This is a genomic window from Nonomuraea sp. NPDC050202 (assembly GCF_040656115.1).
GTDB lineage: Bacteria > Actinomycetota > Actinomycetes > Streptosporangiales > Streptosporangiaceae > Nonomuraea.
Genome location: NZ_JBFALF010000034.1, coordinates 91,239 through 110,663, shown reverse-complemented (window position 1 = coordinate 110,663; position 19,425 = coordinate 91,239). Strand labels below are relative to the sequence as shown.

General features: G+C 69.6%; 16 protein-coding genes and 2 pseudogenes. 10 read left to right on the top strand and 8 right to left on the bottom strand.

Annotation, left to right across the window (positions count from 1 at the left end):
• Positions 1–167 precede the first annotated feature (167 nt).
• Positions 168–398 carry a helix-turn-helix domain-containing protein gene (locus AB0I79_RS49370; RefSeq protein WP_357889407.1) on the bottom strand — a complete coding sequence of 77 codons (231 nt, stop codon included), beginning with the start codon at positions 396–398 and terminating at the stop codon, positions 168–170.
• Positions 399–798: 400 nt separating this feature from the next.
• Between AB0I79_RS49370 and AB0I79_RS49365 the strand changes: the two genes are divergently transcribed.
• The 3 genes from AB0I79_RS49365 (at position 799) to AB0I79_RS49355 (ending at position 2,812) form a co-directional block, all read left to right on the top strand.
• A complete protein-coding gene (locus AB0I79_RS49365) occupies positions 799–1,671 on the top strand; it encodes an SDR family NAD(P)-dependent oxidoreductase (RefSeq protein ID WP_357889404.1) in 873 nt (290 codons plus the stop codon).
• A 19-nt stretch (positions 1,672–1,690) separates the two neighbouring features.
• Entirely contained in the window at positions 1,691–2,164 is a 474-nt protein-coding gene (locus AB0I79_RS49360) for a MerR family transcriptional regulator (protein WP_357889401.1), read from the top strand.
• Positions 2,165–2,605: 441 nt separating this feature from the next.
• Positions 2,606–2,812, top strand: coding sequence for a cold-shock protein (locus tag AB0I79_RS49355; protein ID WP_357889456.1), 207 nt, complete (start codon positions 2,606–2,608; stop codon positions 2,810–2,812).
• A 307-nt stretch (positions 2,813–3,119) separates the two neighbouring features.
• Here AB0I79_RS49355 and AB0I79_RS49350 read toward each other — a convergent pair whose 3' ends face one another.
• The 4 genes and pseudogenes from AB0I79_RS49350 to AB0I79_RS49335 all read right to left on the bottom strand — a co-directional run bounded on the left by AB0I79_RS49350 (position 3,120) and on the right by AB0I79_RS49335 (position 6,940).
• The gene (locus AB0I79_RS49350; protein WP_357889398.1) at positions 3,120–3,980 is read right to left on the bottom strand and encodes a recombinase family protein; all 861 of its coding nucleotides are present in this window, start codon (positions 3,978–3,980) and stop codon (positions 3,120–3,122) included.
• A gap of 187 nt (positions 3,981–4,167) precedes the next feature.
• Positions 4,168–4,806, bottom strand: a complete 639-nt coding sequence (locus AB0I79_RS49345) for an MFS transporter (protein ID WP_357889396.1) — start codon at positions 4,804–4,806, stop codon at positions 4,168–4,170.
• Between the two features lie 244 nt (positions 4,807–5,050).
• A pseudogene (locus tag AB0I79_RS49340) lies at positions 5,051–5,479 on the bottom strand (alpha/beta fold hydrolase); the annotation flags it as partial.
• A gap of 231 nt (positions 5,480–5,710) precedes the next feature.
• Positions 5,711–6,940 carry an MFS transporter gene (locus tag AB0I79_RS49335; protein ID WP_357889393.1) on the bottom strand — a complete coding sequence of 410 codons (1,230 nt, stop codon included), beginning with the start codon at positions 6,938–6,940 and terminating at the stop codon, positions 5,711–5,713.
• A gap of 111 nt (positions 6,941–7,051) precedes the next feature.
• Here AB0I79_RS49335 and AB0I79_RS49330 point away from each other — a divergent pair, with 111 nt between their 5' ends.
• Together AB0I79_RS49330 and AB0I79_RS49325 are read left to right on the top strand one after the other, a co-directional pair.
• Positions 7,052–8,464, top strand: coding sequence for an AlkA N-terminal domain-containing protein (locus tag AB0I79_RS49330; RefSeq protein WP_357889390.1), 1,413 nt, complete (start codon positions 7,052–7,054; stop codon positions 8,462–8,464).
• 393 nt (positions 8,465–8,857) lie between these two features.
• Positions 8,858–9,307 (top strand): annotated as a pseudogene (locus tag AB0I79_RS49325) (transposase family protein); the annotation flags it as partial.
• On the opposite strand, the gene AB0I79_RS49320 reads toward AB0I79_RS49325, so the two are convergent.
• A complete protein-coding gene (locus AB0I79_RS49320) occupies positions 9,211–10,074 on the bottom strand; it encodes a DUF4158 domain-containing protein (protein WP_357889387.1) in 864 nt (287 codons plus the stop codon). The pseudogene AB0I79_RS49325 and the gene AB0I79_RS49320 sit on opposite strands and share 97 nt — an antisense overlap.
• Before the next feature lie 339 nt (positions 10,075–10,413).
• On the opposite strand from AB0I79_RS49320, the gene AB0I79_RS49315 reads away from it, so the two are divergent.
• The 5 genes from AB0I79_RS49315 (at position 10,414) to AB0I79_RS49295 (ending at position 14,757) form a co-directional block, all read left to right on the top strand.
• A complete protein-coding gene (locus tag AB0I79_RS49315; protein ID WP_357889384.1) occupies positions 10,414–11,046 on the top strand; it encodes a response regulator transcription factor in 633 nt (210 codons plus the stop codon).
• A gap of 116 nt (positions 11,047–11,162) precedes the next feature.
• Positions 11,163–11,657 (top strand): hypothetical protein, encoded by a 495-nt coding sequence (locus AB0I79_RS49310; protein WP_357889381.1) that lies wholly within the window; start codon positions 11,163–11,165, stop codon positions 11,655–11,657.
• Positions 11,658–11,969: 312 nt separating this feature from the next.
• Complete coding sequence (locus AB0I79_RS49305; RefSeq protein ID WP_357889378.1) at positions 11,970–12,320, top strand: hypothetical protein; 351 nt, start codon at positions 11,970–11,972, stop codon at positions 12,318–12,320.
• A 205-nt stretch (positions 12,321–12,525) separates the two neighbouring features.
• Positions 12,526–14,187, top strand: a complete 1,662-nt coding sequence (locus tag AB0I79_RS49300) for a BTAD domain-containing putative transcriptional regulator (RefSeq protein WP_357889375.1) — start codon at positions 12,526–12,528, stop codon at positions 14,185–14,187.
• A gap of 147 nt (positions 14,188–14,334) precedes the next feature.
• Positions 14,335–14,757: a hypothetical protein gene (locus AB0I79_RS49295; RefSeq protein WP_357889372.1), complete on the top strand. Its 423-nt coding sequence runs from the start codon at positions 14,335–14,337 to the stop codon at positions 14,755–14,757.
• Positions 14,758–15,534: 777 nt separating this feature from the next.
• Here AB0I79_RS49295 and AB0I79_RS49290 read toward each other — a convergent pair.
• Positions 15,535–15,714, bottom strand: a complete 180-nt coding sequence (locus AB0I79_RS49290; RefSeq protein ID WP_357889369.1) for a hypothetical protein — start codon at positions 15,712–15,714, stop codon at positions 15,535–15,537.
• 32 nt (positions 15,715–15,746) lie between these two features.
• On the bottom strand, positions 15,747–19,202 hold the full coding sequence (locus tag AB0I79_RS49285) for a protein kinase (protein ID WP_357889366.1): 3,456 nt from the start codon (positions 19,200–19,202) through the stop codon (positions 15,747–15,749).
• Positions 19,203–19,425: the final 223 nt, after the last annotated feature.

The following is a 19,425-nucleotide window of genomic DNA, read 5'->3' as shown; positions in this document are numbered from 1 at the left end:
ATCATCGACTTGCTCAGATCGCTGCGCTCGGCCATCGACGCCCGCGACCAATGCGTGGCGTTCTTGGGCGCCTCTTCCAAGGTCGCCACCACGACCTGTTCGACCTGGTCCAGCGTGATCGACGGCGGTCGGCCCGGCCGTGCCTCATCCATCAGCCCGTCCAGACGTCATCGCAGGAACCGATGACGCCATGTCGACACCGTGTCCGGATGCACCCGCAACTGCTCGGCGATCTGCTGGTTGTCCGAACCATCCGCACACGCCAGCACGATCTTCGAGCGCATCGCCAGCACCTGCGAGGATTGCGCCCGCCGGGACCACCGCTGCAGCACCGCCCGCTCGGCGTCGGTGACCGTCAACTCCGCCTTGGGCCGTCCCGTGCGGGCCTCATCGACCAAGGCATCCAAGCCACCGCGAGCCATAATTATCTTGGATTCTTAGCCTCTTCTTGCAGGCCAGAGCGTTGTGATCTTGTCAGGCACGTGAGGCATGTCGGCTGGCGTTGCAGGCATGTGCTCCCGGGCGAGGCCCATGCCTGCGATCGGACCGGCCGTGTCAGCGACCGTGTCAGCGCGACACCGGCTGGGCATCAGAGCGGTCCGCGACCGTAACGGCCATGAACGGTTCAGTGATGGCGGCCGCGACGCCGCGTAAGGCGTAGGAAGACAAGATCGTCCTGGACGGCATCGACTTGCGCCACACGCTGTGGGGCCTGCTGGCCCGCTACGGCGTCATGCTCGGGAGCCGCCGGAAAGCCTGCTTGCCTTCGAGCGCGCTCGAAAGTCTATCTTCGGCGTCATGACTACGACAAACGGGACCAAGACCTGGATCATCACCGGTGCGAGCTCCGGGCTCGGCCTGGCGTTGGCCGAGGCGGCGCTGGCCGCGGGCGAGCAGGTGCTCGGCACGGCGCGGCGGGCCGGCCGGTTCGACGCGCTCCGGGCTCAGTACGGTGACCGGTTGCTGCCGGTCGAGCACGACGTGCGCGACACGGACACGGCCGCGGCGGTTGTACGGCGCGCGCTCGACGCATTCGGGCATGTCGACGTACTCGTCAACAATGCTGGAGCCGGGCAGGTGGGCGCCGTGGAGGAGGTCACGGACGCGCAGTTGCGCGACATGCTCGAGCAGCACCTCTTTGGCCCGGCCGCCTACGTGCGCGCGGTGCTGCCGCACATGCGTGCGCGTCGTTCCGGTGCGATCGTGCAGATGAGCAGTCAGGGCGGGCGGATGTCCTTCCCCGCCGTCGGCAGCTACTCGGCCGGCAAGTTCGCGCTCGAAGGCTGGTCGGAGGCGCTGGCGGGCGAGGTCGCGCCGTTCGGCGTCCGCGTCCTCATCGCCGAGCCCAGCCGCTTCCGCACCGCCTTCAATTCCGCCGAGGTACTCAACACCGTGGACCAGAGCCCGATCTACGACGAGGTGCTCGGCGCCGTCCGCGCGAACATGGCCGAGGCCGACGGCATCCAGGAGGGCGACCCGGCACGCGCCGCCTCGGCCATCCGCGACATGCTCGACAGGCCCGACGCGCCGCTCAGGCTTCCGCTCGGCGCCGAGGCCGTGCGCAATCTCACCCGCAGCTACCGGAACGCGCTCAGCGACGTCGAGAAGTGGGCGTATGTAAGCCAGACGGCCGACTTTCCCGGCATGCCGCCAGCGCTACGCGCGTTCTGAGCTCCGTACCCTGTCGAACATGGCCACCGAAGACCTGATCGAGCGCATCCTCGCCGCCGGCGACGAACCGTCCGCGTCGGTCATCGATGCGCTGCACGAACTCCTCGACGACACCACGATCGAAACCTCGGCGACGCCCAAGAGCGTCGCCGAGGCCGCCCGCCTGATCGGCCTGTCTCCCCACACCCTCCGCTACTACGAGCAGGAGGGACTCGTACGGCCGGCACGCAACGCCTCCGGTTACCGCGAATACTCGGCGTTCGACCTGCGCCGCCTCATCTTCCTCACCCGGATGCGGCTGTCGGGAATGACCATGCAGGATCTCAAGCGCTACATCGCCCTCGTCGAGCAGGGCCCGAGCACCATCCCGGAACGCCGGCGCATCATGCTCGACCAGCGCGACCGCATCGTGCGGCAGATCCGCGAGCTCACGCTCGCCCTGGAGACGACCGAATACAAGATCCGCGTCTACGACGGGCACCCAGAAGGCTGACCGGCGTCCGGGGTGACCGCGCAACAAGCCCTGACGAGCCTTCTCAGGCGCTCCTAGACCTGTTCAGTCCCTTCACAACAGGTCTACAGGCGCACCCGTGCGTCGACGTGGTCCCGGGGGACAATGTCGCGGTGACCAGCCGCTGCGCGACGACGCAATGCGTCGACATCAGCGCCATCCGTTCGCGCGCGACTCGAGGGGATTGAGGGGGTTGATCGTGAGGGCGGCCCCCGCCCAGGAGGAGACGTGCGCTTCACAGCTGAAGGTGTGCTAGGTTGTATGTAGTTGCAGTTGTGGTACCCATGAAACTTGTGTGCACCTGACGGTATGTGGCGTCAGGTGCATTTTTTGTTGCCGGTCTTCTCCGGGTGGGCTCATCGCGGCGACGCGGGATTCGTACAGTGCGGATTCCGGTTCTGCACCTATCAAGAGGAGATCGACATGGCTAATGGAACCGTGAAGTGGTTCAACTCGGAAAAGGGCTTCGGCTTCATCGAGCAGGACGGCGGCGGCGCCGACGTCTTCGCCCACTTCTCCAACATCGTCTCTCAGGGCGGCTATCGCGAGCTGCACGAGGGCCAGAAGGTGGCCTTCGATGTGACCCAGGGCCAGAAGGGCCCGCAGGCCGAGAACATCGTTTCCGCCTGACGAAGCACTGCCACGAGCCAGGCCCGCACCTTTCCGGTGCGGGCCTGGCTCGTTTCCGGGTCAGAGTGTGGCGGAACGCAAATGTACGCTACGACTGTTCCCCTAGGTGACTGGTGTTTTTTGATCTATCTCGCGGTGGTCTGTCCGCTTGTGCCGGGGTGATCCGGGGTTGAGACCCCAGGAACAGCGGTTGGCGCTGAGAATGATCATGGTGCGGGAGGAGGTCTGCCGCCGCGTGGCCGAGGTGATCCGCCTGCGATAGCTCCCCTGATTCAGCCGTCCGTTGGGCCTTGACGGGCCCGGCCGGTCAGATCGCAGTCTGCTGGTCGTGGTCGCGCAGCATGCGCAGGACGGTCGCGGCCGAGGGGTGACGGCCCTTCTTCTTGCCGCTGGTGATGACGAGCCGGGCGGCGATGTCGCGCAGGCTGAGGTCCTGGCCGCGCAGGTGCAGGGCCATGGACAGCATGTTCTCGTCGGTGACGGCGGCGCCGCCGATGTGTTTGCCGCGGGTGCGAGCGGATTCGTGGCCTTCCAGGGTGCGGTCGCGGATGTACTCGCGTTCCATCCCGGACAGCGCGGCGAGCACGGTGAACACCACGTCGGAGGGGTCGTGGGAGCCCTGCAGCTCGCCGGTGAGGAACTCCAGGGCGATGCCTGCCGCCTTCAGTTGCTCGGCGAGGGCGGCCAGGTCGAGGCCGCGGCCGAGCCGCTTGTGCTCGTGTACTACCAGGGTGACCGCCACTCCGGCCGCGCGCAGTTCCCGGGCCAGGGTGACGGCCTTGTCGAGTTCGGGGCGGGTGGTGGCGCGGGTGGAGATCTTCTCGGCGAAGACGCGGGTGACGCCGGCGGCCTGGAGCGCGTCGAGCTGGGTGTCGAGGGACGGGCGGAGGGTGGAGGCGCGGGCGTAGCCGATGCGCGCGTGCCCCGCGGGCTCGGCGTCGGCCGCGGCCGCGCGGGGCAGCTGGGCCCAGGCCGTGCCCGGCTTGCGGAGGGCTGGGGTGGGGACGTTGAGCGCCTTGGCGAGCGCGGGCACGAGCCGGAAGCGGGCGGTGTGGTACTGGACGGCCACCTTGCCCCGGCCGGTGCGGCAGGGCGAGCCGGCCGGGGCGGCGCAGGAGGTCATCGGGCAGTCGTGGGCCTCCACGCGGAGGAAGTCGTCGTGGTGCACCCCGGAAGTGTTTCAGACGGCCACCCGTTTGCACCGACTTATGAAACAGCGTTCGCTGTGGACGCGCTCAGCCAGAGGCGGTGTTTCATAGGTGTTCGCTTGTGAAACACATCTTCTGTGTGCTCGGTTGCGATCGAGGCCGGTCCGCGCGGTGCGCAGTGACCGCGCGGAACGGCTGGACTGGGGCTCACCGGCAGCTGACGGTCTCCTCTTCAGGGAGAGTCTCGGCGTCGGCCAGCGGGCCGAACACGGTCATGCCGATCGGGGTGGCCGGCGCCATCACGATGCCGACGTAGCTGAACACGCGCCCGTGCATGGCCGGTTGGACGGTTTCCTGGATCAGCGTCATGAACGGGGTCGAGAACAACGGCACCAGCAGTCCGAAGGCGAACATGAAGCCGTAGAAGACCCACAGGTTGCCGCTCAGCCCGAGCGCCGCGGTCACCAGCCCGAAGCCGTAGACGGCGACGAGGATCAGCCCGATCCAGCTGCGTCTGGCCAGCACCGTGGACATCAGGAGGCCGCCCAGCAGCATGCCCAGGCTGAAGGCGATCTCCAGCGCCGCCAGCATCCACTCCTGGGTGCCGAAACTGCGCGCGACCAGCAGCGGTGTGACGAACGAGGGCGCCACGGTGAGCATGAAGATGGCCGCGTACACGACGAGCAGCCAGCGCACGATCGGGTGGGTGCGGATGTAGCGCATCCCGTCGGTCAGGTCCTGCCGGTAGGAGACGCGGGACTCGGCCACCCGCTCCAGGGTTGGGACGGCGACCAGGGCGAGCAGGCCGGCGGTCCTCCGACAGGCGGATGTAGGTGTGGGGGACACGTCCCCGCCCGTCGGCCGCGACCAGTGCCGCCGGCTCCAGCACCGCGTGGTTCTCGTCCGGGTCCATGGAGTCCAGCAGCAGCCGGAACTGGTGGTCGGTGGAGTCGGCCATGATGGCCGCCTTCAACTCGGCGAACAGTCCCGCATCGGTGTGGGCACTGCGCCAGTTCAGCCGGGCCACGCCGGGGTCGGGCACGCCGGGCACGGCGATCCGGGCAGCCGCGGCGTCGAGCAGGTTGTCGTCGACCACGTCCCACGCCTCGGTGAGCATGGCCGGGTTGCTCAGGCACAGCGCGGAGAGATGGACCACGCGGTCGAGTAGTTCCGGTATGGCGTTGGCGACGGCGCTGATGGTCAAGCCGCCGAGGCTGTTGCCGACCAGCACGACGGGGCCGTGTTCGGCGAGCCGGCGCAGGGCGTCGACCACGTGCCGCACGTTGTCCTGCAACGTGACGGCACGCAGCGGGGACGCGGCATCAGCCAGTGCCCCGGGGTCGTGCGGCAGCCGGTAATAGGCGGCGGGGACATCGGCTCGATCGCCGGGGCCGGGCAGGTCGACGGCGTGCGAACGGTGCCCGAGCAGGGCCAGTTCGTTCTGCAGGGGCCCCCAGGCCCGGGCGTTGCTGGAACCGCCGTGAACGAACACGAACGAGGGGCGCGAGATTGCGCGCATGAGAAGAATCCTCGTCATCCAAAGGCGGAAAGGTGGACGCGGGACCCGGTGTGGCGACGGCCTACACCACAGTCAGAGCGCCGACCTGGTGCGGATGGACTGCCAGTTGTGGATGACGGAACACGTAGAGCTGAGTGTAGTAGACGGGGGTGCGGCCTTCGCGCACCCCCAGTCGGCGAAATTTCAGCGGATACGCAGGTGATGGCGTCTGTGTGACGCGCCGCGTACATCTCAGTTGGTCATGCTCAGCAGGACGACGGCGGGCACGGCCGCGATGAGGGTCATGATCAGGGCGGCCGGAGCGAGCATGCCGGCGGCCAGCAGCGGTGTGACGATGGCGGCGCCGATTGGGGGCGTCGCCTGCATGAGCGTCCTGAGGAGGGCGAAGCCCCTGCCACGCAGGGGCGCCGGGATGCGCGCCATGCGCAGCGACTGCGCCCAGATGGTCATGGGCGCGCTGAACATCCCGATGACGAGGAATCCGGCGGCGACGGTGATCGTGAGCGGGGCGGTCAGCAGCGCCAGGAAGCCAGCGGCGGCGATGAGCTGAACCAGGGCGATGGCCCTGATCGGGCGGGCCCGGGGCTGTCGGGCGCCGGCGACCGCCGCGCCGGCGAGTTCGCCCGCCGACAGGGCGGCGAGCAGGAAGCCCAGGGCCTGCGGGCCGCCCTGGAGCTGGGTCTTGGCCAGCCAGGGACCCGTGACGAGCAGCATGCCCACGGCGATGTTGAACGCCATGAACGCGAGCGTCGTCGCGACCAGGACCGGGTCGCGCAGCAGCCTCAGGATGGCGCCGCGCGGCCTGGCGGCGTCCGGCGGCGATCCCGGAGCCTCCGCTGCTTGCGGGGTGAGCGGGCGGCGGACGGCGAGGGCGGCGACAGCGAACACCACATAGGAGACGGCGTCGAAGGCCAGCACGGCCTCGCTGCCGAACCCCGCGATCAGGACACCGCCGAGCGCGGGACCGATCATCCCGGATAGGCTGAAGCTCAGGCTTTCCAGCGCGTTCGCCGCGTCCCGGTCCTGTTCGGGGACGAGATCGGGAATCGCCGCGGGGAACCCGGCCAGCGGCACCATCTTGCACAACCCGTACACCGCGGCGACGACGAACGGCAACGCCACTGGCACCTCGCCCAGCAGCGAGACGATCGGGATCGACGCCATCGCCACGCCCCGGATCACGCTGTCGACGGCCAGTACATGCCGCTTGTCGAACCGGTCCAGGATCGGACCTGTCAGCAGCCCTCCCGCGAACACGGGCAGCGTGTAGCAGACGGTCAGCAGCCCGAGCTGCTGGACACCGCCCGGCTGGGACAACACCAGCCACGTCAGGGCGACGAACGTCATCCCGTCACCCACGAGCGAGAAGGACGAGCCCAGCCAGAGCACGCGGAAGTCACGCCGCGACAGCGCCCGCCGGTAGAAGGCCAGGCGGCCACCGGCGACATCGTTCACCATCATGCGGACAGCCTGGTCGCGGCCCACCTCCCGGCGCTGGCGGGCATCGGCCGTCGACCGTCGGCGTCCGATACCCGCCAGTCCCATTCATGCCCCTATGGCACGCTTGGCGGGGTGATTGAGGACGAGGTCGCGTTCGCGGCCATGCAGAGCCGGGACCCGCGTTTCGACGGGTGGTTTTACGTCGCGGTCACCACGACCGGCATCTACTGCCGCCCGAGCTGCCCGGCCGTCATGCCGAAGCCGCAGAACGTCCGGTTGTTCCCGACAGCGGCGGCAGCGCAGCTCAACGCATACCGGGCGTGCAAGCGGTGCCGTCCCGACGCCGCTCCCGGTTCGCCGGAGTGGAACACGCGCACGGACCTGATCGGCCGGGCGATGCGACTGATCGCCGACGGTGTCGTCGACCGCGAAGGCGTGCCCGGACTGGCCGCCCGCCTCGGCTACAGCCCCCGCCAGTTGCATCGCCGGCTCGTCGCCGAGGTCGGCGCCGGACCACAGGCCCTGGCCAGGAGTCAGAGGGCGCAGACCGCCCGGATGCTGCTGGAGGCCGGCCCCCTGCCGGTCAGCGACGTGGCCTTCGCCGCCGGGTTCGCCAGTATCAGGCAGTTCAACGACACCATCAGGCAGGTGTACGCGACCACGCCGAGCCGGTTGCGCGGGTCCAGAAGCGCGGCGCAGGTGCCCGGGGTCACCACGTTGAGGCTCGCCTACCGGCCGCCCATGGACGTTCCCGCGATGCTTTCCTACCTGGGCGCGCGGGCCATCCCGGGCATCGAGCACTATGACGACGGCGCCTACAGCAGGTCGCTGCCGCTGCCGCACGGCGCGGGCGTGGTCACGTTGCGGCCCGGGACCGGTCACGTGATCTGCGAGATGCGACTGGAGGATCTCCGGGACCTCGCCACCGCGGTGCAACGTTGCAGACGGCTGCTCGACCTGGACGCGGATCAGCAGGCCATCGACGCCTTCCTCGGCGCGGATCCGGCGCTCGGGCCCCTGGTCGCGGCCCGCCCCGGCCTGCGAGTGCCGGGCCACGCCGACCCCGGCGAGCTGGCGATCCGGGCCGTGCTCAGCCGCCGGACGCGAGCCGCGACGGTGCGCGGTCAGCTCGCCGACCTGGTCAGGACGTACGGCACGCCGCTCGCGACCCCGTTCGGCGAGATAACGCACCTGTTTCCTGACATGTCAGTCCTGGCGGAGGTCTCGTCCGCCGGCCGTGCCCAGCAGGCGCTGGCCCGCGCGCTGGCCGGGGAAACGCTCAGGCTGGACGCCGGGTGCGACCCGCACCACGCACGCAAGCAACTGCTCGACCTCCCGGGGATGAGCCTGTGGGCCATCTCCTCCATCCGGATGCGGGTCCTCGGCGACCCCGACGTCCTCATGCCGGGCCTGCCGGTACGGCGTTCCGTGCACCGGTTGAGGGCTGATCCGGACCGATGGCGGCCCTGGCGCTCCTACGCCATGCGGCATCTGGCGCTCATGCCCCTGAACACCGGAGTGCAGCCGAGGGGACACATCCGCTGAGACCCGCCCACACTGACGCGGGCCCCACGATGGGATCACGTGGGCTGAGGACCGGTTGCAACGACGATCGCAGCGGCGGGCGCACCACTCAGCTGGCCGCCCGGAACAACCCTGGCGGGCTGTCGCCACGCCGGACATCGCACCAGATGGCGGAAGACCGGCCTCCCAGTCGAGACAGCGCAGCCGCGTTCCGGGGTCTCAAGCTGGTGAGCTCGCACGTTCAACTGCCGCTCATTCCTCCCCGCGCTCCTTTCCGGCGATCACCGTGAGGGTTTTCCAACCTGAAACCGCAGGCTGCGGGCATGCCATGCGGCAGCGCTTGATCGACAAGTAGAAAAGCCCCTGGTAGAAGGGTTGTCGACCAAGATCAACCTTTAGGCCAGAGGCTCCGCGTTGCTGTTCTACCGCGCCGCGCTGCCGTTGTCACATCAAACGCTGTCTTACCTGTCCGGCATACTGCGCCGGCACCGCAAGGCGATCAGCTCACCGTGGCGCCGCCTCAACCCCGGCCAGCAGGCCCTGCTCGTGCTCGTCCACCTGCGCAAAGGCGAGACCCTGGCCGAGGTCGCCGTCGGCGTCGGCATCGCCACCGCCTGGCGCTACATCCGCGAGGCCATCACCCTGCTCGCCCGCCGCTCCCCCCGCCTGGATGCGGCCTTACGCGCAGCCAAGCGGGCCGGCTACCCCTACCTGGTGCTGGACGGCACCCTCATCCCCATCGACCGCGTCGCCGCCGACCGGCCCTATTACTCCGGCAAGCACCGTAAGCACGGCATGAACATCCAGGTCCTGGCCGCTCCGGACGGCACACCCCTGTGGACGTCGGGCTCCTTGCCTGGATCGGTCTCCAGCTGCAACGGCCCCGGATCTTCCTTCAGCTCCTGCAGGAACGCGCGCCCGCCACCGGCTCCCTCAGCCTTGCCGTCTTCGTCCTCGGTTCCGGACCCGGTGTCACCGTCCTGCTCCCCGGCGCGGTCTACCGTCGACCTGGCCTCGCCTTCGTCGCTCTCGCCCTTCTGTGCCCCGCCCGGTGCCGCATCGTTCTTGTCATCGGGGCCCGGCTCGTCCGCGACGATCAACTCCTCCAGCTTCTCGATCGACTCGGTGTTCAGCCGGTCCAGGGTTGTCTCGGTGAAGTGCCGCTCGAACATCGACTCCGCGGCGCTCAGGAGCCGTTCGATCCGGCCCGGCGTCGGTGGCTCGAGCCTCTCCTCCCGGCACCGCGTCAGCAGCGCTGTCCGTAGCCGGTCACGGGAGATCTCCATCGGGCAGATGTCAGAGGCCAGCCACACGACGAGCTTGTCCTCATCGCCGACGGTCGGCTCCTGGAACTGGTGATATTCGCGGATCTGCGTGCGATGATTCACCGCCGTGCGCGAGGTGAAGTCGTAGAAGGCGAACAGCGCGGCGTCCACCTTGACCTGGCCGGCCATGAACTCCACCGCGGCCCGTGGAATGTCTTCCCAGCGCGGGAAGCGCGCCTCCAGCTCGAAGTACTTCAGCATCAAGCCGAAGCCCAGCCTGGTCGCTCCCGATTTGTTGGCCAGCAGCGCCAGCTCCTGCTCATCCAGCGTCCAGCAGTCGGAGGAGGTCTTCCAGTTCCCACTCACGCCGCATCTCGGCACCCTTCTTCCGACGTGCCCCGAAGGTCAGAAGAACGATGGTTCGTATGGCTACCGAGCGGCATACACGAGCCGTGATAGCTGCGTAGCGGATCTGAGATGTGACTCTCAGTTACTTTTTCTCTGGTGGCATCAACTCGAGCGTCAGGCCAACCCGTCAACCCCGAGAGAACCGGAGATTGGGCGCGGTCACGTCAGGGGTGAGTGTGGCGCGCGGGGCGGGTTCGGTCTGGCAGGGCTTGCCGAGCGGGCCGAACGGCTCGGCGGCACCTTCGCGGCAGGTCCTTCGTCGTGCCGGGGCTGGCGAGTGGAGATGGTGCTGCCGATATGACGATCCGCGTGCTCATCGCCGACGATCAGGAGGACGTTCGCGGCGGCTTCGGCATGATCCTCGGCGCGCAGCCCGACATGACCGTGGTCGGGTCGGCCGCCGACGGGATCCAGTCCGTCGAGCTGGCGCGTCACCTGCGGCCCGACGTCGTGCTCGCCGACGTCCGCATGCCCGGGCTGGGCGGGCTCGAGGTCACCCGGCTGCTGTCCGGTCAGACGCGAGTGGTCGTGGTCACGACGATCGACCTCGACGAGTACGTTCACACCGCCCTGCGCAACGGCGCCTGCGGATTCCTGCTCAAACGCTCCAGCCCCACGCTCCTGGTCGAGGCCGTACGAGCCGCCGTCGCGGGAGACACCATGATCAGCCCGCAGATCACCGTCCGCCTGCTGAGCCGCCTACGCGAGCGCGACGTTCCCCCGCCGCCACCAGGAGAACCGCTGACGGAGCGCGAGATGGAGATCGCCCGGCTGGTGGCGCACGGCCGTACGAACGCGCAGATCGCCGCCGAGCTGTTCATCGGCGTGGGCACGGTCAAGACGCACGTCACCAACGTGCAGCGCAAGGTCGGCGCATCCAACCGGGTCGGCATCGCCGCCTGGGCCTGGAGCTCCGGAGCGGTCAGGTAACACGGGATCCGCCGCCTCGTCCATCTGCCATTCGGTAGAACTGCCACGTCACGCGGCGCTTCGATCCCTCCAACGGCGGATGGGCCCGAACCACCCGGTTGCCAGAAGGTAGGACCGTGGTGAAGAACTGGGCTCAATGGGCTGGGCTCGCCGCCGCAGCCTGGTCCCTCGCATATGGCTTGCCCGGTCTCTGGTGGGCGCTCGGCGGCGCAGGCTTCCCCTTCGGCCGTGCCGATCCCGACTGGGAGCCCGGCCTGTCCGTGCTCGGCGACGCCCAGCCGGCGCCGACCGGCTGGGCCACCGCCGCACTCGGGTTGCTCGGCGCGATCGCAGGGATCGCCATGGCTCGCGGCTGGGTCGCGGGAAACCGCCCTGCCGCCGCAAAAGGCCTACCCGGCATCCTGCGCCACGTCATGCCGGCGTTCGCCTGGACGGTCGCCGCCGCGCTGACGATCGTGATCGCCGACAGCCGCGTGCTCATCGCGGTGGCCTACGCGCCGTTACTGGCAGTTTGGGCGTTCACGGGGACGGGGGTGCCCGGCGGACAAAGCATGGCGGAGCTCATGCCGTGGTCGCGCATCAATCTCCTGATCCTGGTCGTGGGGGCCTGATGTGGGCCATGGCCGCTCTCGCATATCAGCGGCGCATGGCCGCCCTCGCCGACCATCGGCGCATGGCCGCCGACGCGCACCACAGAGGCACCCCCGGCAGACGCGCTCCAGACCCGGCCGGCCCGCTGGAGGAGTCCCGAACGCGTCAACCGCTGGGGCAGATGGGCAGCGGCCGTCGCAGTCATCATCCCCGCCACCTACGACGCCAGCCGCATCGCCTGGGCATGGGGCTTTCCTCTGGGCGTCACCGAGGAGTTCTGGCAATGGCTGAACGAGTCGGGCCTGAGGTGGGGTGGCCTGTTCCTCAGCGCCATGGCTATCGGCGGCGCCGTCCTCACCTTGGGGCTCATCCAGCGCCGGGGCGAGGTATATCCGCGCTGGATCTGGTTCAAGGCAGGCAAGCAGGTGCCGCCCATGCTCGCCGTCGTGCCCGCCTCCATCGTCGCGGTCGCCCTGACGTCGGCCGGGTTCACGTACTGGAGGCTCCGCTTCGTACACGGCTTCAAGCCCACGGGACTGTGGGCCACCTGGGCGCCCTCGCTCCTCTGGCCCGTCTGGGGCATCGCTCTGGGCACCGCCGCCCTGGCCTACTACCTGCACCGACGCGCCGGAATCTCCCGTCACGATGCGGAACCCACTGTCACGACGCAAGGCCAGCCGTGAAGATCCGGAAACTTGTGCGCGAACGTGCCGGACGTGTGTGTGAGCGCACGGGATCTGTGCGTGAAGGTGCTGGCCTCTGCCTGGAGATGTGCTGTGCGTGGGCGTGCCAGTGGTGGTGGCGCCTCAGAACCGGGTCGGCGGCAATCAGGCACGATCTCCCCATCCAAGACCCCACAACGTCAAAGACGAGAGGACCACGCTTGACATGGAGCAACGAGAAGGCGAGGAGCCCCTGGATACCCAGTTCGGGATTCTGGGGCCTCTGGAAGTGGTGAGAGCGGCCGGACGGATTCCCATTCCTGCGGCCAAGCAGCGGATCGCGCTGGCTACCCTCCTGCTGCACGCCAACCAGCCCGTCTCCAGTGAGCAGCTGATCGAGTACATATGGCCCCATGACACTCCGAACGACGCACGCGCGGCGCTCCATATACATATCGCCCGCCTGCGGCGCGTCCTGGACGGTGGCCGGGCCGGCGAGCAGTTGATTCACACCAGGGAGCACGGATACCTCATCCAGGTCGGCGCCGCTGAGCTCGACGTCACCCAGTTTCACGAACTCGTGCGCCGTGCTGAACGTGCGGCGCGAACGGCCGATGCCACCGCCGAGGCCGCCCGGCTCCACGACGCGCTGGCTGTGTGGCGGGGACCTGCCCTGGCCGACGTGCCTTCGGAATCGCTGCAGCATGACCACGCCGGCCGCCTCGAGGAAGAACGGCTGCGGGCGCTGGAGCGCTGGCTCGAGCTCGGCCTGCTGAACGGCCGGCACGAGCAGATCGTGGCGGAGCTGACCGCCGCGACGGCCGCGCACCCATTGCGGGAACGGCTGTGGGCGCAGCTGATGCTCGCGTTGTACCGATGCGGCCGCCAGGCGGAGGCGTTACAGGCCTACCACTCGGTCGCGAACCTCTTGAGAGAGGACCTCGGCATCGATCCGGGGGACGAGCTGCGCCAATTGCGCCAGTCCATCCTGGTCGCCGACCCCATGCTCATGCCGCCGGCGACTGCCGTCATACCAGTCATCAAGCAGGCGGAACCGGCCGGCGTGTGCCCCCGGCAGCTGCCTTCGGACATCGCCGCGTTCACGGGCCGCTCCAACCAGCTCGGGGCTCTGGATCGCCTGCTGGAGCCGGCCGGAGACGGCCCGGTGAAGATCGCCGCGATCACCGGTACGGCGGGCGTGGGCAAGACCACTCTGGCCGTCCACTGGGGCCACCACGTGCACCAGCAGTTCCCCGACGGGCAACTGTATGTGAACCTGCGTGGCTTCGGACCGGACAACCCGATGGAACCCGCTGCCGCATTGGAGATGCTGCTCCAGGGACTGGACATTCCCTCGCAGCGGATCCCCGCGGGGCTGGACGCTCGTTCGGCGCTCCTACGCAGCGAACTGGCAGGGCGTCGCGTGCTGATGCTGCTGGACAACGCGCGAGATGCGGCGCAGGTGCGCCCGCTCCTGCCTGGCTCGGACTGTGTGGTGCTGATCACCAGCCGCGACCAACTGCGCGGCCTGTCCGTGCACGGTGACACCTCGCATGTGACGCTCGGCGTCTTCTCGCCGGAGGAGTCCGCCGCACTGCTCGCCTCGATCCTGGGCCCCGATCGCGCGCAGGCGGAGCCGGAGGCCACGGCCGAGCTCGGGCAACTGTGCGCCCACCTTCCGCTGGCACTGCGGATCGCCGTGGCCAACCTCACCCTGGACCATTACCAGAGCGTGTCCGGCTACGTCGCCGAACTGCGCGAGGGCACACTCTCGAGGCCGCCGCCGCCCTCAGCGGGTCCACCGCGGAGGAGGCCAGGCAGGAGCTCAACCGGCTGGCCCCGCACACCTGATCCACCGATACGCGCCCGGTCGCTACCGCTTCCATGACCTGCTACGCCTGTACGCGGCCGAACACGCCCGCGACGAGGAGCGCCCGGAGGGCCTGAAGGAGGCCAGGCAGCGGCTGGTATCTGCTGAGCCGTTCGAGCCGCCGTCGAAAGAAGTCACCCGTACTGGGCCAGGCTGCCGCTAACCGTGAGCCGCACCGGCGGGACAGTAGCCTCTTTCGCCGATCTCACCTCAGCGGCGGCGTGGCTGACCACCGAGCATCGCACCCTCGTCGCCGCCATCCACCAAGCGGTCCTGTCCGGTCCGCGTCAAGCGGTGTGGCTGCTCACCGACGCCATGCCCAGCCATTTCTGGGCGAGCGGGCGCATGAGCGACTGGCTCTCCTGCGGGCAGGCGGCCGTGGCGGTCGCCCGCGAGGAAGGGGATGTGCCGGGAATGGCCGCAGCCATGCTGGCTCTGGCGGACGCGCATGTGTTTCAGGAACGCGACGCGTTCTCGTTGTACGCCGGTGCAGGGCGTGGCGGCCTCCGTGGTAGCCGGGAAAGGCGCGGTACAGGGCTGTCCGCCACAGCCGCTGGTCGTAGGAGTTGCCACTGCCGAGAAGGCTGACCCAGAACCCGAACGGCAATTCGGCGACCACGTGCGCCGGGGCGGGCACCGGGCCTCGCCGGCTCAGCTGGCGGACCGCCTCATCGATCTTGGCGCGCGCGCCGTGGTGCAGGTTGGCCTGGGAGTGGTTCCACCAGTCGTCTTGGCCGAACAGCTGGAACAGGTGCTGGTCTTCGGGCAGGCGGGCCTGGCTGAGCATACGGTGCAGGTGCTCGGCGTCGTGCTGCTCCACAGGCGCTCGCTCTCTCGGCAGGCGGCTCGTGCGAGCGTGGATGACATAAGCCCCGGGATCGCCTCTGCCAGCACGCAGCCCCGGGGCACAGCCATATCGGAGGCCAGCCGTACGACGCCGTCAACGATGTGTGCACGAGTGACCTTACTTCGGTGATCACCGCAGGTGGAACGCGGTTTTGCGGTTCTAGACGCTTCCTGATAGTCGTGATCTTTTCGTGATCTCTGAGGAAGATTCGCGCCTGAAATAGGGACGGCTGCAAGAGCTCAGGTGACCAGCAGGGGAGTCGTCCGGGGCTGGTGGGCCGACCAGGACACTGGCGCGCCGCACGTCAGCGTGATGTGAGTTAGATCACTCGCGCTAAGGAAGCGACCTCATCTGTAGACGGCGGGGCTGCGAGCACGGGCCGCGGGCGGGGCGGGCGGCAACGGGGCGAACTGCTGCCGACGCGGGGTGTTGGACGCGCGCACCTTCCTGAAGCGCCGCTCTACTGGACGTGGACGTTCGGGAACAATACGAACCTTCCGGTGAGCCTGATCCAGGCTTCAACGGACGAGCGGCAAGTCCGTACGGGCCTGCTCCAGGTCCGACGCCCGGATCCAGAGCCGGTGCTGCGGCGGTACGGCGTGGTAGCCGTACAGGCCGACCTCGGTCATCGTGCGAAGATCCACGCAGACCCGCTCGTAGGCCTCGGCGATGGCCTTTGCCTTCCCCGCAGCCACCATGGGCATCACTCACGACGCCGAGGCCCGGTGGCTCAGGACGGTACACACACCGTCTGGAAGGGCTCGCCGGGCAGGTACTGCTCCCACTCCTCGGCGCTGAGCGTACGGCCGGCGCGGGCGCAGGCGGCGGCCACCAGGTCCGCGGGTTCGGCCACGCCCCACACCCGGAAGGTGTCGTCATCGTTCACCGTGGCCAGCACGCCGTCGCCGAACTCCACCTGCGAGACCCTGCTACGGCCAGGAAGAGCGGCGCCAACCTGCTCCTGCGTGGCCACGTCCCACAGCCGGACGCTCTTGTCGTCGCTCGCGGTGGCGAGGGTGGCGCCGTCGGCGCTGAAGGCCACCGCGGTGATCACGCCGGAGTGCCCGCCCAGGTCCCGGCCGAGCTGCTTGCGGGAGGCCAGGTCGATCAGCCGCGTTCCGGTGTTGCCGGCCACGGCCAGGGTCCTGACGTCGGGGGAGAAGGCGACGCTCTTCGCCCTGCTGATGGGCGGGCCGGCCTCGGCCTGGGTGGACAGCTCCCACAGCTGGGCGTTCTCCCCGATGTCCACCGCGGTCAGGTATCTGCCGTCGGGGCTGATGACCAGCTGCGCGATGTTCTCGGGGCGGACGATGCGGTCGATCCGGCGATGGGTGCGCGCGTCGAAGAGCCATATCTCGGGCTTCGCCTCGGTCTGCGGGTCCGGTGTGAGCGCGATGGCCAGGGTCCGCCCGTCCGGGCTGTAGGCCGCCGGCCCGATGACGTGGCGAGGGGTTCGCACCGAGCTCACCTGGCGCCGGCTGGCGACGTCCCACCAGGTCAGCTCGGACTCCAGGCCGATCGCCAGCGTGCCACCGTCCGGGCTGCCCACCGCGGTGTTGATGGGCTGCCCCGGCCTGATGGTGAAGATCGGCGTTCGCGAGCCGAGGTCCCAGAGCCTGACTTGCCGCGCGTCGGAGGTCAGGATGCCGCGCCGATCGCTGCTGAACGTCGCGGCGCGCGCGGTGGTGCCCGCCGTGGGCAAGGGAGCTCCCAGCTGCCGGTGTGTGAACGGGCTCCACAGCCGCAGCCCGTCGAAGCCGCCGGCGGCCAGTAGTTTCCCGTCGGGGCTGAAGGCCACGCTGTACAGGCCGATCGTGTGACCGGCGAGCCTGGGACCGAGCTCCTCGCGCGTGGCCAGGTCCCACAGCCGGGCCCGGCCGCCGTCGCTCGTGGTCGCCAGGACTGAGCCGTCCGGGCTGAACGCCACGCGGATGCCGCCGATCTGCCTGTTCATGAGCGGCTTGCCGATGGGCCGCCACGTGGCGACGTCCCACAGGCGCAACGCGTGGCTGCTGGTGACCAGCCGCTTCCCGTCGGGGCTGAAGGCGAGGTGGCTGATGCCGGAGGGGGAGAGGTGCGCTTGGAGCGAGGCGACCTGCCTGCGCGAGGCCACGTCCCAGACCCGGGCCTCGGTCTCGCGGGAGGAGTGGGTCGCCAGCAGCCTCCCGTCCGGGCTGAAGGCGACGGCGTTGGCCCCGGGGAGCGCGTCACCGACCTGTGTGCGCGTGGCCACGTCCCACAGCCGCACTCTGTCGCCGCCGGTGGCCAGGAGCCTGCCGTCCGGACTGAACGCCACGGTGCCGCCGCCCCGGAGCGGCTCGCCGACCTGCTCGTGCGTGGCGGCGTCCCAGATCCGCACGTCCTCGGCCGCCGCCGCGACGAGCCGGCCGTCGCTGCTGAACGCCACCTCGGTGACCATCTGCTTCTGGCCGGTCAGGGAGCCGGTCGGACGGTGGGTGACAGGGTCGCGGAGTGTCACGACGCCCTCGTCGTCCCCGTTGGTCGCTAGGACCTTGCCGTCGGGGCTGAAGGCCAGCGCGAGCGCCGGGCCTGGCCTGGTGAAGACGGCGGGCCCGGCGAGCGCGTTACGGAGGCTGTGGCGGGCCTCCTTGGTCGGCGCGAGCCGCCAGGCGGTGACCGCGAGCAGGTGTCCGACCGTCGGCTCGGTGCCGACGAGCCGGACGCTCTGCGTCGCCAGTTGCCGGGACAACGCCTGCCGCTTCTGCGCCTCCGCCCGCTCCCGCTCCCTGTTGGCCTCGCCCGCGGCGGACACGGCCGAGACCGCGCCGGCGAGAGCGACGACGAGCAACGTGACCAGCGTGACCAGCGCGCCGCGCCGCATCTTCCTGGATCGGGCCAGCGCCCGGCGGCTGGAGTCGAGGAAGTCCCGCTCCAGACTGGTGAGCGTCATGTGGCGGCGCTCGGAGACGGCCCAGCTCTCGACCGCCTGCAGCCGGCTGCCGCGCAGCAGGTCGCCGTCGCCGCGACCGTTGTCGTCCCAGTGGCGGGCGGCCTGGCTGAGCTGCCCGACGACCGCCAGGCCCGGTCTCTCCGCGCTCACCCAGCCGCGCAGGCGAGGCCACGCGCGCAGGACGGCGGGACGGGTCAGGACCATCTGGCCGTCACGCTCGGAGAGCACGTAGGAGAACGCCCGGAGGATGGCCCGCAGGTCCTGCCCGCCGTACTCCAGTTCGGCCACGGGCACCGGGCGGGTCGTCTCCATGTCGTACTCGTCCAGGGTGAGCAGCCGCAGGAACACTCCGGGCACCAGTCGCCGCTGCTCCTCCGGGAGCGCGGTGTAGGCGTCCTCGGCGATCGTCCCCAGCCCCGGGTCCAGGCCATCGTCCGAGGCGATCTGCCGCGCCCGCTCACTGCCCGCCCGCAACAGCCCGGTCGCCTCGCCGTTCCCGCTGACCAGGGCGAGCAGCAACTCCCGGGCCGTAGGCCGCGCCTGCGGCTCCTTGGCCAGCGCCGCCGCCACCAACGGGCGCAGCGCCGGCGGCAACCCGTCCACGTCGGGTATGGCCGACAGGACCTGGTGGATCACCGCAGCGGCGTTGTCCCCGGCGAAGGCGTCCGTTCCCCGTGCGGCGAAGAGCATCACGGCGCCCCACGCGAACACGTCGCCCGGCGCGCCCGCCCGCCGCCCGCTGAACGACTCGGGTGGCATGTAGGCGGGCGTGCCGGCGATCAGTCCGGTGGACGTCACTGACATCTCCTCGGTACGCGCGATACCGAAGTCGATCACCCGCGGGCCGTCCGGACCGAGCAGGACGTTGTCGGGCTTCAGATCACGGTGGATCACCCCTGCCTCGTGAACCGCGGCCAGCGCGGTGGCGATCGCCGTGGCCAACCGGTGCAGGTCGTCCCCCGCGAACGACCGCCCATCCCGTACGGCTGTGCGCAGGCTGGGCCCGCTGACGTACTCGCTGACGATGTACGGCCGCGGGCCCGCCAGATCGGCGTCCAACACCCGAGCCGTGCAGAAGGAGGCCACCCTTCGCGCGGCCTCGACCTCCCGGGCGAATCGGTCCAGTTGCGTGCGGCCGCTGTCGGCGTGCAGGAGCTTGAGCGCCACCCGAGTGCCCTCACCGTCGTACGCCTCGTAGACGACACCCTGGCCTCCCTGCCCCAGGCGGCCGGCCAGCCAGTAGCCGCCGACCGTGTGCGGGTCCTCTCCCAGCAACGCTCTCATGGTCGCTGGGACGCGCACCTGCGGCCAAGGGCTCGGGCGCCCGGAGGCCGCCGGCGGCGGCGCGGCCCCTGCCCGGGAACTCGGGCCGGCGCCGGCTGTAGTTGAACGGACATCTCTCTTGCGCATATGGGGTCATCCGTTGAGGGGGGAGACGTAAACCGGCTGCTGCCGGTGATGAGGGAGGGAGGCGCCGACCACGTCATGATCTTCTGGG

Bases quoted from the DNA above. Each gene is read 5' to 3' on its own strand.
- AB0I79_RS49365 (WP_357889404.1), top strand. From the start codon at position 799: ATGACTACGACAAACGGGACCAAGACCTGGATCATCACCGGTGCGAGC.
- AB0I79_RS49360 (WP_357889401.1), top strand. From the start codon at position 1,691: ATGGCCACCGAAGACCTGATCGAGCGCATCCTCGCCGCCGGCGACGAA.
- AB0I79_RS49355 (WP_357889456.1), top strand. From the start codon at position 2,606: ATGGCTAATGGAACCGTGAAGTGGTTCAACTCGGAAAAGGGCTTCGGC.
- AB0I79_RS49335 (WP_357889393.1), bottom strand. From the start codon at position 6,940: ATGATGGTGAACGATGTCGCCGGTGGCCGCCTGGCCTTCTACCGGCGG.
- AB0I79_RS49315 (WP_357889384.1), top strand. From the start codon at position 10,414: ATGACGATCCGCGTGCTCATCGCCGACGATCAGGAGGACGTTCGCGGC.
- AB0I79_RS49305 (WP_357889378.1), top strand. From the start codon at position 11,970: ATGGCTATCGGCGGCGCCGTCCTCACCTTGGGGCTCATCCAGCGCCGG.
- AB0I79_RS49300 (WP_357889375.1), top strand. From the start codon at position 12,526: ATGGAGCAACGAGAAGGCGAGGAGCCCCTGGATACCCAGTTCGGGATT.
- AB0I79_RS49290 (WP_357889369.1), bottom strand. From the start codon at position 15,714: ATGGTGGCTGCGGGGAAGGCAAAGGCCATCGCCGAGGCCTACGAGCGG.